The sequence below is a fragment of the Planktotalea frisia genome, from assembly GCF_001890925.1.
GTDB lineage: Bacteria > Pseudomonadota > Alphaproteobacteria > Rhodobacterales > Rhodobacteraceae > Planktotalea > Planktotalea frisia.
The window spans coordinates 55255-67230 of the sequence record NZ_MLCB01000201.1; the positions used below are offsets into that span (position 1 = coordinate 55255).

13 protein-coding genes are annotated in these 11976 nt (G+C 54.7%); 9 read left to right on the forward strand and 4 right to left on the reverse strand.

Features of this window, described 5'->3' with window-relative positions; genetic code table 11:
• The 6 genes from PFRI_RS18565 to PFRI_RS18590 all read left to right on the forward strand — a co-directional run bounded on the left by PFRI_RS18565 (position 1) and on the right by PFRI_RS18590 (position 5152).
• On the forward strand, positions 1-507 hold the full coding sequence (locus tag PFRI_RS18565) for a DUF2937 family protein (RefSeq protein ID WP_072632188.1): 507 nt from the start codon (positions 1-3) through the stop codon (positions 505-507).
• Between the two features lie 58 nt (positions 508-565).
• A complete protein-coding gene (locus PFRI_RS18570) occupies positions 566-1837 on the forward strand; it encodes a lipoprotein-releasing ABC transporter permease subunit (RefSeq protein WP_072632189.1) in 1272 nt (423 codons plus the stop codon).
• Positions 1830-2513: an ABC transporter ATP-binding protein gene (locus PFRI_RS18575; RefSeq protein WP_072632190.1), complete on the forward strand. Its 684-nt coding sequence runs from the start codon at positions 1830-1832 to the stop codon at positions 2511-2513. Before PFRI_RS18570 ends, PFRI_RS18575 begins: the two co-directional genes overlap by 8 nt.
• 77 nt (positions 2514-2590) lie before the next feature.
• Entirely contained in the window at positions 2591-3382 is a 792-nt protein-coding gene (locus PFRI_RS18580; protein WP_072632191.1) for a calcium-binding protein, read from the forward strand.
• Between the two features lie 76 nt (positions 3383-3458).
• Positions 3459-4469 (forward strand): Ldh family oxidoreductase, encoded by a 1011-nt coding sequence (locus PFRI_RS18585; protein ID WP_072632192.1) that lies wholly within the window; start codon positions 3459-3461, stop codon positions 4467-4469.
• 35 nt (positions 4470-4504) lie between these two features.
• The gene (locus PFRI_RS18590; RefSeq protein WP_072632193.1) at positions 4505-5152 is read left to right on the forward strand and encodes a DUF3047 domain-containing protein; all 648 of its coding nucleotides are present in this window, start codon (positions 4505-4507) and stop codon (positions 5150-5152) included.
• Here PFRI_RS18590 and PFRI_RS18595 read toward each other — a convergent pair.
• Positions 5149-5589: a DMT family transporter gene (locus PFRI_RS18595; RefSeq protein WP_072632194.1), complete on the reverse strand. Its 441-nt coding sequence runs from the start codon at positions 5587-5589 to the stop codon at positions 5149-5151. The genes PFRI_RS18590 and PFRI_RS18595 overlap by 4 nt on opposite strands.
• A 92-nt stretch (positions 5590-5681) precedes the next feature.
• Between PFRI_RS18595 and PFRI_RS18600 the strand changes: the two genes are divergently transcribed.
• Positions 5682-6095: a c-type cytochrome gene (locus tag PFRI_RS18600; protein ID WP_072632195.1), complete on the forward strand. Its 414-nt coding sequence runs from the start codon at positions 5682-5684 to the stop codon at positions 6093-6095.
• On the opposite strand, the gene PFRI_RS18605 is transcribed toward PFRI_RS18600, so the two are convergent.
• From PFRI_RS18605 to parE, 3 genes are all read right to left on the reverse strand, one after another.
• Positions 6096-6500, reverse strand: a complete 405-nt coding sequence (locus tag PFRI_RS18605) for a PaaI family thioesterase (protein WP_072632196.1) — start codon at positions 6498-6500, stop codon at positions 6096-6098.
• Between the two features lie 324 nt (positions 6501-6824).
• On the reverse strand, positions 6825-7622 hold the full coding sequence (locus tag PFRI_RS18610; protein WP_072632197.1) for a HEPN domain-containing protein: 798 nt from the start codon (positions 7620-7622) through the stop codon (positions 6825-6827).
• Entirely contained in the window at positions 7619-9574 is a 1956-nt protein-coding gene (gene parE / locus PFRI_RS18615; RefSeq protein ID WP_072632198.1) for a DNA topoisomerase IV subunit B, read from the reverse strand. The genes PFRI_RS18610 and parE overlap by 4 nt, the downstream gene beginning before the upstream one ends.
• A gap of 134 nt (positions 9575-9708) precedes the next feature.
• On the opposite strand from parE, the gene PFRI_RS18620 reads away from it, so the two are divergent.
• Together PFRI_RS18620 and PFRI_RS18625 are read left to right on the forward strand one after the other, a co-directional pair.
• A complete protein-coding gene (locus PFRI_RS18620) occupies positions 9709-10317 on the forward strand; it encodes a carboxymuconolactone decarboxylase family protein (protein ID WP_072632199.1) in 609 nt (202 codons plus the stop codon).
• Between the two features lie 62 nt (positions 10318-10379).
• Positions 10380-11264, forward strand: a complete 885-nt coding sequence (locus tag PFRI_RS18625) for a sulfotransferase domain-containing protein (RefSeq protein ID WP_072632200.1) — start codon at positions 10380-10382, stop codon at positions 11262-11264.
• The last annotated feature ends 712 nt before the right edge of the window (positions 11265-11976 follow it).

Consider the following 11976-nt stretch of genomic DNA (forward strand, 5'->3'; position numbering starts at 1 on the left):
ATGCTGACGCGCGCGCTTGCCTTAACCGCTGGTTTGACTGGCGCGGCTGGCGTGTCGCAATTTCCCGAGTATTCGCAGCAATATGTGCAGCGCCTTGGTGGGGCAGTGGATGAGTTATCCCGTTTCATGGATGAGTTTGACGCCGACGCTGCAAGCCTAGATCTGAGCCGCGAAGCTGCGCTGGTGGATCTTGCGCAAGGCGGTCAGATGGGGGCCGCGCGCGCCGATACGATGGTGCGCACGATTGAGCGGCACGAACGCTTCACGAACGATCTAGAGCAGATGCAAGGACTTGGCCCCTTTAGCCGCGCGCGTTACGCCACGCGCTTTAGCGATAGCGAATTGGCTGGACGCGTCTGGGAGAATTACAAACCTGCGATGCCGGTGACTTTCGAGGGCGCTATCTTTGCTCTGGTCGGATTTCTAAGCGGTCTGGCGCTGTTTTCTGCGCTGATTTGGCTGCTGCGCTTGCCTTTTGTGCTGTTCCAGCGCACCTCTGACGCATAAACAATCCCACCAAAGGGAGGCTCGAGCCGTGAGTACACCAAGTAAAACCAAAACCCCCATGCCTTTCGCGCGTTTCGAGTGGATGATCGCCTGGCGCTACCTGCGCGCGAAACGTGCCGAGGGCGGCGTGAGCGTGATGACCTGGATCAGCTTGATCGGCATCACCTTGGCTGTATTTGCTCTGATTGCGACGCTGTCCGTGCGCTCTGGGTTTCGCACCGATTTTGTGCAAACCATCCTTGGCACCAACGCGCATGTGACGGTTTATAAATCCGCTGAGGTGGATGAATTTGGCCGCCTTGATCGCAAAATATATGACTATGACGCGATGGCTGAACGTCTGCGCGGTGTGGACGGGGTGACGCGTGCCGCGCCGCTGGTGCGTGGGCAAGTCATGGGCAACAAAGGTGGGCGCAACGCGGGTGTTGAGATCTACGGAATCACTGCTGCGAACCTGAAAACCATCCCGAATGTGGCCAATCCTGAAGAAGCCTTTGGTGACATCAATCGTTTCGCGGAAGGGATCGCAATCGGTTCTGGTGTGGCACGTGAACTTGGCGTTTCCAGTGGGGATCGCATCAAACTTATCTCTCCCAACGGTGTAAAGACGGCCTTTGGCACCAGCCCGCGGATCAAAGCATTTGAGGTCATGTATATCTTCAAAGCGGGCCGCGCGGATATCGACCGCACGCGGGTCTACATGCCCCTTGCGCAAGCGCAAAGCTTCTTCAACCGCGAAGGGGCTGCGGACGAAATCGAAGTTATGGTTGAGCAACCCGAAGCGATTGATGACCTGCAACTCGCCATTCTGCGCGCAGGCGGGGATCGCACGCAGCTTTGGACGTGGACAGATGCTTCTGGTGGATTCCTGCGCGCGCTCGAAATCGAAGACAATGTGATGTTCATCATCCTGTCGATCCTCGTGTTGGTCGCGGCAATGAATATTGTGTCCGGCCTTATTATGCTGGTGAAAAACAAAGGGCGCGACATTGGGATTTTGCGCACAATGGGTCTGAGCGAAGGTTCGATCCTGCGCATTTTCTTTATCTGTGGTGCGTTTACAGGACTTATTGGCACCGCGCTGGGCGTCATATTGGGTTGCCTTTTTGCGCTCTATATCGATCCGATTTTTTCATTCGTGAACGCGATTGCGGGTGGTGGTGTCTGGGATCCCGAAATTCGCGGTCTCTATCGTTTGCCCGCTGAACTCAGGTTCGAGGATGTAATGACGGCTGTTATGCTCTCGCTTGGCCTGTCGTTCATTGTTACCATTTTTCCCGCCCGCCGCGCGGCGCGTATGAACCCTGTGGAGGCGCTGCGCTATGAGTGATTTAACCTTAGAACTCAGCAATATTGCCAAGAATTATAACGTCGGCCAAGAGAATGGAGTGAACGTTTTGCGCAGCGTCGACCTGAAAATCAAAGCAGGCGAAATTGTCGCGCTTGTGGCCCCCTCTGGTGCGGGCAAATCGACGCTTTTGCATATTGCCGGACTGCTGGACACACCTGACACAGGCCAGGTCAAAATCGCAGGGCAGGACGTCACAGGCCTCAGTGATCGCAAACGCACGGCGATCCGGCGCGAGGATGTAGGCTTTGTGTATCAGTTCCACCATTTGCTGCCTGAATTTACAGCGCTTGAGAACATCGTGTTGCCGCAACTCGCCAACGGTGTGGCTGCTGCAAAAGCTGAAGCGCATGCGCAAGATTTGCTGACCCGCGTGGGTGTCGCGCACCGCGCCGCGCACCGTCCTGCGGCGCTTTCTGGAGGCGAACAACAACGCGTCGCATTTTGTCGTGCTTTAGCGAATAGCCCGAGTCTTTTGCTGGCGGATGAACCAACTGGTAACCTTGATCCCGGGACCTCTGATCAGGTGTTTGCAGCCTTGATGGAACTGGTGCGTGGCACGGGCCTTTCTGCGGTGATTGCGACCCATAACCTTGATCTCGCAGCGCGGATGGATCGTCAGCTGCGCTTGGATGATGGCGCTCTCGTTACGCTTTAGGGCGTTATTTCGTCCAATTTTCGACAATTTGAAAGGGTAATTCCGCTCTGACGCATTTTGCGAAAGAGGGGTCTGCCATGTCCGCGATGATGATTATCTTGTTGAGTTCGTTGACTTTGTTCGGCGCAATTTTGATTGATCCTGTCGGCGAAGAACCCGAAGCAGAGCCTGACGTTCCCGAAGCAGACCCTGTCGCGCCCGGTGAGGACGCCAATAATCCGCTCGATGAAGCCGTGCAAGAGACGCCAAGCGATGAAGCAGATACTGAAACAGAAACTGTGGACGACAGCTCGGAAGAGACGCAAGACGCTGCCGAAAGTGACGAAGAGAGCGGCGTAGAAGTCATTGACGAGACGGATACGGGCAATCAGAGCATTTTTGGCTCGTTGCAATCAGATACGATTGATGGCGAAGCAGGCGATGATACGATTGATGGACGCTTGGGTGATGACACGATTGAGGGTGGGCTTGGAGTCGACCAAATTTCGGGTGGCGAAGGGGCCGATGTGCTCTTTGGTGGCACGATCAATAGTCAGGACGATGGCGCAGCCGATACGCTTCTAGGGGGCGAGGGCGATGACCGTTTGAACCTAGAGAACACTGATGTTGCGACGGGCGGCGCAGGGGCTGATACGTTCGTACGCCTTGCCACGATGAGCGAGCGTGCTTTGGTCACTGATTTTGACACCAGCGAGGACGTGGTAGTTGTCGAGCATCAAAGCGACGAACCACCAACGCTAGAACGGCAAACGATTGCCACTGATGGTGTCATTCTGGAGCTTTCTGACGGCAGCCGGATTGAACTTGCTGGCCTGACGGAAGCGGTGGATGCGTCTCTCATCAGTTTTGTCGATACGCGCACCCTTTAACCTGGCAGGAAAGCGCTTGACGCGCAGGGATGCTTTGCGCACCGTCCGGCCAGACCAGCCGAAGGACACGCGCGCTATGCCAGACATTTTTGTAAACGAGATCGAAGAAATCACGCGCCAAGCGCTGAGCGCACATGGCGCGAATGACTGGATCGCCGCCGAAATGGCGGATGCTGTGGCGTGGGCCGAAACGCGCAGCAATCGAATTTGCGGTCTCTATTACGTCGAGAGTTATTGCCAACAACTGCAAAGTGGCCGCGTGAGTGGCACTGTCGAGCCAGTTGTCACACGTCCCTTGGCTTCTCGGATCGAGGTAGATGCGAGCAACGGCTTCGCGCAACCTGCGTTCGAGCGCGCGTTGCCAATGGCGATCGCTGCGGCGAAGGAAACAGGCATGGTCAGCGTCGCGATCCACCGTGCACATACCTGTACCGCGCTTGGGTATTTCACCGAAAAAGCCGCGCGTCAGGGCATGATCTGCATCTGCATGACCAACGCATCGCCCATCGTTGCCCCCCCAGGTGGCAAGACCCGCGTGATTGGTACAAATCCTATGGCTTGCGCCGTCCCAAGCGCAGATGGCAACATCGCGATGTCGTTCGATCAATCCACCACAACTGTCGCGCTTGGACGTATCACCATGGCCAAAGCCGCAGGCGAAGCGATCCCTTCTGGATGGGCTGTTGATGCGCAGGGCAATCCAACGACCGATCCCGAGGCGGCCCTAACAGGTTCGCTCACCTCCCTTGGTGGTTTGGAACAAGGCTATAAGGGCTGGGGTTTCGGCCTCATGGTCGAAATGCTTGCGGCAGGCATGACAGGCGGCGTTGCAAGCCGCGATGTGAAACCGCTCAAAGCACCGCAGGGCGAACCACATGGTTTAGGCCAATTCTTCATGCTGATTGATCCCTCCGCGAGCCCTGCTTTCTTTGACCGTTTGAGCCAAGTCAGCGACGCCACCGCAGAGAACGAAGGGGCACGGATGCCGGGCCAAAACAAGCAACTCAAAGACCCAGTCGATGTACCAGAAGCACTTTGGGAACAGATGATTGCCCTCTCAAACGGACCTGCTCACGCAGACGTGTGATGAAAGTGAGCGTGGCCTGCGTCACATACTGATTTATGAAAAAACTACTCTCACTGGCGCTTGCCGCCTCGCTGATCACCGCTCCTGCTGTCATGGCAGAGCAGATTTCGTTTAACAATTCATGGAAAGAGCAGAAATTCTCGCTCTTCTCCAAAAACAAGTACAGCTTTGGCGGTGGCACCCTTGGCATTCAGTCCGATGCGTCTGTGTCGATGACGTATCTGCGCCTGCCCGAGAACGCTTGGAGCAGCACCAAAGCCGCATGGCGTTGGCGCGTGGATCAATCCGTCCCAGCGACTGATTTGCACAAAAAGGGCGGCGATGATCGCAACTTCTCTTTTTACATGATCTTCATGTCTAAAGACGAGGCGCTACAGTTCAAAGGCAAAAGCCTGCGACGCCTTTTCAAAGCCAAAACCGCACGTATTTTGGTCTACACATGGGGTGGCGCGCACGGGCGTGGCAAGGTCTTTGATAGCCCCTATTCAAGCGGTGTCGGCAAAACGGTGATCTTGCGCGATGCAGGCACAGGAAATCACCGCGAAAGTGTTGATTTTGTGAGCGATTACAAGCGCGCCTTTGGAGGAACCCCGGGGGCCGTGGTTGGCTTTGCGATCACCGCCGACAGCGATGACACTGACACTGCCATTCGCGCACAAATGTCGAATTTGGTGCTGAATTAAGCCTGCTGGGTCACATAAACCCCTACAGTCATTAACAAAACTCCACCCGCTCTTGTCATCGAGAGCGGGTTTATTTGCGCGCCGAACAGCCCGAAATGATCAATCATCGCAGCACTGATCAACTGGCCGAGCAGCACAAAGAACACCGCATTTCCCACGCCAAACTTGGGTGCGATAAACGTGATTGAGAGCACGTAAAACGCGATCAACACACCTGCGAGGAACAGATGTTTAGGCGCGGCCAATAGGCTCCCTGTGGGTTTGAACAAGCCCGTCGCATAGACCGTCGCAGCACTTAAAAACGCAATCGCGAACAGCACCACGGACGCGGCCACGGGCGAGCCAATCCGCCCTCCCAAAGCGGCGTTCAAGGCCGCGAGGATCGGGATGCCAATGCCCGCAAACAGCATCGTGATCGCATAGGTGGATGTGGGCATCACTGCGCGCCTTTCTGTCAGTCCATTGCGCTAGATCAAGGCACGCCGCGCTCATTGGTGCAAGCTGATCCTGAACAAAGAGGGAGACGAGCATGCAAAAGACATGGTTTTTGATGATCATAGGGATAGGTCTTGGGGCTTGTGTGCAAAGCCGCGAACCAAGCGCGGACTTGCCTGATAGCAAGCGTCTGTTTGCAGAAAACTGTGTCGCCTGTCATGGTCGCAAAGGGCAGGGCGATGGGAAAATGGCGCAACATTTGTTCATGCCGCCCCCAGATTTGACCGCCCTGAGCGCCAACAACGGCGGTGTTTTTCCACGCAATTATGTGGTCTCCACTATGGATGGCTTCGCGCGCGGTGAGCATTTCAGCGGCGCAATGCCAGAGTTTGGCGACAAGCTCAAAGGGCGCATGGTGATCATGCAAACGGGCGAGGGCGTGGGCACGCCGACCCCTGCGCCTTTGGTCGCTTTGGCGGATTATCTAGAGAGCATTCAGATTAAATAATTAGGCCAAATAAAACGTCGCCGTGGCTGTCGCGACGGCTTTGCCTGACGGCTCTGCGAACATCGTGGCTTTGGTGAACAAAAGCGCCTTGCCCGCGCGCACGACCTCTGCTTCGCAGCGGATATGCGTGCCGACGCCGGGGCGCAGAAAGACGGTGTCGAGGTTGGTTGTTGCGACGGGTTTCACCTCTCCGTAATGCGCGAAACAGGCGAAGACCATGATGGTGTCGGCCATTGCGGCCAGCGCTTGGCCTGAGAGGATATCGCCCATGCGGGTGGTTTGATCTGTGATCGGCATGGTGGCTGTTGCCGTGCCTTGGCCGAGGTCGGTGAAGGTCAGGTCCAGTGCCCGCACCCAAGGCGCGAAATTTTCATCTAGGAAGGCTTGGGCGTCTTGTGGGGTCATTTGATTTTTCCGGTGGGGGTTCGATTGTGAATAACAAACCATCTGGGGGATGGTTTGGCAATCGAACGGGCGGAGCCCAGGGCGTGATACCACGCAGCTTACGTTTAGGGACGCGCGGTTTGCAATCATGCGCCTTCATGGCCGGAATAGCATCGCAGATGCCCGGCCAGCGCCAGACCAGCCGCTAGGGCTGGCGCTTTTGCAAGGTTTGCAATTCCCGTGGTTGGGGTGGGGTTTTGCTGGGATAAAGTGAGTAGTTCGGACTGTGGAGCGCCTGCCCACTGGTCTGGCGCTGGCCATCTTTTGGATTGTTTATCCGTAGTTTTAACTATGAACCCTTGTTCCGCATTCTTTGCAAAGATGTTTGTCCTGAGTCTTAGGTTTGAAGAGATAGCTTTTGAATTTTTCTTCCGCATTCGTAGCAATGCGGTATCTTGCACTATTTGGGTTGGATAATTCGTGCTCGTGCTGGGGCGATGGATTTATCCAAATTACCGCCCCTTTTCCTTGAGCAATTTCCCCATCAGGGAAAAAGGCAAAGTTATTGAATCTAAGTGAAGGCTCAAGATCATTGTCGATGTCCACTGAAGAAAAGCGATTCACACCAGAAGGCGCAGTTCTTAATAAGTATGGGAAGCCAAATCTTGAATTCCTCAGGCATTGGTTTCTAGCCCAAAGTATCGCATAATCGTAAGCTATTAGATCTCTGATATTCCAATCGATGAAGCCCTCTCCATACCTGTTTTTGGGATGGCCAAATCTATCAATTTTCAAAATGACCTGTTCTATGGAAGGCTGATCAAATTGGTTTCCAAGGATTGGTTCTAAGTGTTCGTGAGGCACAGCTGGAAGTGGCTCAGTTTCTGGATAGTTACGCAGCTTTGCAAATAATTTTTTAAGATTATGGCCGTCCCTAGCGGATAGATTTCTCAAAATCAGCGCGCATTTTAAGTACTTTTCGAGGGATTGAAGTGCCGACCAGAAAAATTGCCGCGACATACCGTGATGATAAAGTAAACGAGAAGTGACATAGTCCTGATCGGCTGGCTTAAAAAGTCGGTCAGCCGCAAGTCTCGAAATTCGCCTCTCCATTTCGTGATTTTCGCAAATTTCTTCACTCAAACATCCAACTCCTCAACAAACTGAGCGTTCGCCTGAATATACTCAAACCGCTTCTCAGGCTTCTTGCCCATCAAACGCTCCACCAGATCCCCTGTTTCGCCCGGTTCATCCTCGTCAATCGTCACGCGGATCAGCTTGCGGGTCGCGGGGTTCATCGTGGTGTCTTTCAGATCCTTTGCGTCCATTTCGCCCAGACCCTTGAAGCGGGATACGTCAATGCGGCCTTTGCCGCCGATGCCCTTGTCCAGATGCGCATTTTTCTCTGCTTCATCAATGCAGTACACTCGCTTGGCCCCCTGCGTGAGACGGAACAAAGGCGGGCAGGCCAGATACAAATGGCCCGTATCGATCATCGGGCGCATTTGGGTGAAGAAGAAGGTCATCAAAAGCGCCGCGATATGCGCGCCGTCCACGTCCGCGTCGGTCATGATGATGATCTTGTCATAACGCAAATCATCGACGTTGAATTTGGTCCCGAGGCCGACGCCAAGCGCTTGGGTTAGATCGTTGATCTCTTGGTTCGTGCCGATCTTGCTAGAGGCGGCGCCAAGCACGTTCAAAATCTTGCCCCGCAGAGGCAAAAGCGCTTGGGTCTTGCGGTCGCGCGCCATCTTGGCGCTGCCTCCAGCCGAGTCACCCTCCACGATGAACAACTCCGTGCCCTCGCGGGTTTTGGAGGAGCAATCCACCAGTTTGCCGGGCAGGCGCAGCTTCTTGGTCGCGCTCTTGCGCTGGGTCTCTTTCTCTTCGCGCCGGCGCAGGCGTTCTTCGGCCCGCAGCACCAGAAAATCTAGGATCGCGCCTGCGGATTTGGTATCCGCCGCGAGCCAGTTGTCAAAGTGATCGCGCACCGCGCCCTCAACCAGTTTCGCAGCCTCGACAGTCGCCAAACGGTCCTTGGTTTGGCCCACAAACTCTGGCTCGCGAATGAAGCAAGACACCAACGCGCAGCCGCCTGTTGTAAGGTCATCGCGCGTGATCAACGCCGCCTTTTTGTTGCTGGCAAGTTCGCCGTACGCGCGCATGCCCTTGAGGATCGCCGCCCAAAAACCCGCCTCATGCGTGCCGCCCTCGGGCGTGGGAACCGTGTTACAATAGGACTGGATGAAACCGTCGCGTGCAGGGGTCCAATTGATCGCCCATTCGACCTTGCCCGGCGTGTTGAACTTCTCTTTGAAGTCCACAACGCCTGCGAACGGTTTGTCCGCGTAAGTTGACGATTTCCCAAGGGTTTCCATGAGATAGTCCGACAAACCACCGGGGAAGTGGAAGGTGGCAGTCGTTGGCGTTTCGCCATCGTCGATTTCGGATTTCCAGCGAATCTCGACGCCGGAGAAGAGATAAGCCTTGGAGCGGATCGATTTGAACAAGCGCGCAGGTTTGAAACGATGCGAGCCAAAGATTTGCTCGTCCGCGTGAAAGGTCACCGTCGTTCCGCGACGATTGGGGGCTGCGCCGATCTTTTCCACAGGACCCAGCGGGATACCGCGAGAGAAGCGTTGCTCGAACAGCTCTTTGTTGCGCGCCACTTGCACAACCATAGAATCGCTCAGAGCGTTCACAACCGATGCGCCAACGCCGTGCAGACCGCCGGATGTCTCGTATGCATCGCCAGAGAACTTACCACCCGCGTGGAGCGTACACAGGATCACTTCCAACGCGGATTTGTCAGGGAATTTGGGGTGCGGATCAATCGGGATGCCGCGTCCGTTGTCGCGGATCACCATGGAATAATCGGACAGCAATTCAACTTCGATACGGCTCGCATGACCCGCCACCGCTTCGTCCATGGAATTGTCGAGAACCTCGGCCACAAGGTGATGCAATGCGCGCTCATCTGTGCCGCCAATATACATGCCGGGCCGCTTGCGCACGGGCTCTAAGCCCTCAAGCACCTCAATAGAGGATGCATCGTAGTCGGTCGGCTCTTGGCCGGACAAAAGGTCGGTCATGGGGCTGCTGCTCTTCTTTTTATGCGCGTGTTGGCGCGCAGTATGACAGAGCAGGGGCAGGGGGGGAAGATGTGATCCTTGATCTGCGCGCCCCGTTTCGCCAATGTCCAACCACTGCAATAAGGAGCACGCGCATGACCTGGATTAACACGATCAGTTACGAGGCCTCGAAAAGCAAGTTGCGCAAGCTCTATGACCGCGTGAAGGGGCCGGACAACAACGTCGATAACATCATGCTGTCCCACTCTCTGCGCCCTCACTCGATGGAGGGGCATATGGCGATGTATAAATACTGCCTGCATCATACGGGCAACACCCTGCCCAAGTGGTATTTGGAATGCATAGGCGTCTATGTGTCGTCGCTGAACGGTTGCGAGTACTGCGTAGAACATCATTTCCAAGGGATGCGCCGTTTGGTGGCGGATGATGCGCGCTCTGATGCGTTGCGCAGGACGATTGAGGCGGATGCGGTTGAGACTGCGCCCCTGGATACGCGTCAGATCGCAGGCATGATCTATGCGCGCAAGCTGACGGTAGAACCCGCTGCGATGGTTGAAGCGGATGTCGCTACGTTACGCGCTGCGGGCTTAGAGGACGGTGAGATTTTGGAGATCAACCAAGTGACTGCCTATTTTTGCTATGCCAACCGCACTGTTCTGGGGCTGGGCGTCAATACAGATGGCGACATTATTGGCTTGTCGCCTAACAATTCCGATGATCCAGAAGACTGGGGTCACCGCTAATGATAAGCGCCCGTCGCCTCAATAACCGCAGATAGAAACATGCGCCCAAAGGAATTCCATCTATGACGATGTCTCGGCCCCAGCGCACACGCCAATACAACTCCCACACCAGCGTTTCGCAAGTGTGGGACCGGTTTGAGCAACGCTCTGGCGATGTGTTTGTCTGCACACCCCCCAAATGCGGCACCACGTGGATGCAAACCATTTGCGGCATGTTGATCTTTGGTGACCCATCCGTGAACCCCGGCAATGGTACGACGTCGCGCTGGCTTGACAGTGCGTTCAACGATCAAGACGCCTTGTTAGAGTTTTTAGCGGCGCAGACCCACCGCAGATATATCAAAACACATACACCGCTGGACGGCATCACATACGATGACACCTGCATCTATTTGGCCGTCTATCGACACCCGATTGATGCGTATTTCTCAGGGCTGAACCATACCAAGAACCGGAAAGGCAAAAGCGCCAGCCCGCCTGTGACCCAAGACGTTAACGACGCTTTCCAGACGTGGGTTCAAACGCCGACCTCATTGACCGAAGATATTGGCGATTCCTTGGAAAGTCTCGTGGTGCACTACCGTAGCTTTGCGACATGGCGCGCGCTTTCCAACATCCACATCTTTCACTACGCCGATATGACCCGCGATCTGCGACACACCGTGTCCGCAGTGTCCGACGCATTGAAATGCGCTCATTACGATGAGTTGATCGATGCTATCACCTCCGCCGCGACGTTTTCCAAGATGAAGACCAACGCCGCCAAATACGCGCCCTCTGCGGATCGCGGGATCTGGAAGGACAACGCCCAGTTTTTCGAGAGCGGAACGAGCAACAAGTGGGAAGGCGTTTTGAACGACGCGAGCGTGTCGATGTATCAAAGTCGTATGGGTGGGCTTTTGGATGCAAGTGAGCAAGCATGGTTCGAGTTTGGGTCTGCGGGCTGAAGTTTGAGATGCCTGACGTGGTTGTCAAACGTATGCAAAAGACGGTCGGTGAAGTTGTGCAAACTCTCTAGTCTTTGGGAAACGGTAAGATTTCGGCAGGCGAGCGTGAGCCCTTTGGGGTGGCGGACTTGTCGGTATATCTGAGGCGCTTTATGTTTGCCAAATACATCCACAAAACGAACGGTACTCTTGCGCGCCTGCTAAAAGGCTTGAGCTTCACAACGGTATTGTGCGGTTTGTTTCTGTACCCCGATGAGACAATATAATGAGAGTTAACATATCGCGACTTATCAGGTTTTAGCGCCGCTATTTTATAGATGGTTATTTGCGTACGATCTAAATGCCAAGGCGCCATCTGCTGTGACGTTTTCTACGGCCCCGCTAGCCCGCTTATTTTTAGCGAAGCTATCTGTGTACTGGACGAGTAGATTATACTAATTTCGCCTGAATGATCAAACAAGATCCACTCACGGAAAGACAACTTAAAACTTCGCACTATTTGGCCTAATATCGTGGTGCTTTTGTCTTTTTCCAAATGCTTATAGGTCGCACGAACTACACGATTGTTAGACATTCCGTCAGTGTCTTGAGGCACTACTACGACGTCTCGATATTGCCAAACGCCAAACTCCTGACTTTCGAACCATGCGACTGTTTTGAAGTGGTCCTACTAATTCGGACAGGTTTGTGGCTCAGCTAAGATGTAATCGGG

Excerpts from the sequence above, each read along its gene's own strand:
- PFRI_RS18570 (WP_072632189.1), top strand. The coding sequence starts at position 566 with ATGCCTTTCGCGCGTTTCGAGTGGATGATCGCCTGGCGCTACCTGCGC.
- PFRI_RS18575 (WP_072632190.1), top strand. The coding sequence starts at position 1,830 with ATGAGTGATTTAACCTTAGAACTCAGCAATATTGCCAAGAATTATAAC.
- PFRI_RS18565 (WP_072632188.1), top strand. The coding sequence starts at position 1 with ATGCTGACGCGCGCGCTTGCCTTAACCGCTGGTTTGACTGGCGCGGCT.
- PFRI_RS18580 (WP_072632191.1), top strand. The coding sequence starts at position 2,591 with ATGTCCGCGATGATGATTATCTTGTTGAGTTCGTTGACTTTGTTCGGC.
- PFRI_RS18625 (WP_072632200.1), top strand. The coding sequence starts at position 10,380 with ATGACGATGTCTCGGCCCCAGCGCACACGCCAATACAACTCCCACACC.
- parE (WP_072632198.1), bottom strand. The coding sequence starts at position 9,574 with ATGACCGACCTTTTGTCCGGCCAAGAGCCGACCGACTACGATGCATCC.
- PFRI_RS18600 (WP_072632195.1), top strand. The coding sequence starts at position 5,682 with ATGCAAAAGACATGGTTTTTGATGATCATAGGGATAGGTCTTGGGGCT.
- PFRI_RS18620 (WP_072632199.1), top strand. The coding sequence starts at position 9,709 with ATGACCTGGATTAACACGATCAGTTACGAGGCCTCGAAAAGCAAGTTG.
- PFRI_RS18595 (WP_072632194.1), bottom strand. The coding sequence starts at position 5,589 with ATGCCCACATCCACCTATGCGATCACGATGCTGTTTGCGGGCATTGGC.
- PFRI_RS18590 (WP_072632193.1), top strand. The coding sequence starts at position 4,505 with ATGAAAAAACTACTCTCACTGGCGCTTGCCGCCTCGCTGATCACCGCT.
- PFRI_RS18605 (WP_072632196.1), bottom strand. The coding sequence starts at position 6,500 with ATGACCCCACAAGACGCCCAAGCCTTCCTAGATGAAAATTTCGCGCCT.
- PFRI_RS18585 (WP_072632192.1), top strand. The coding sequence starts at position 3,459 with ATGCCAGACATTTTTGTAAACGAGATCGAAGAAATCACGCGCCAAGCG.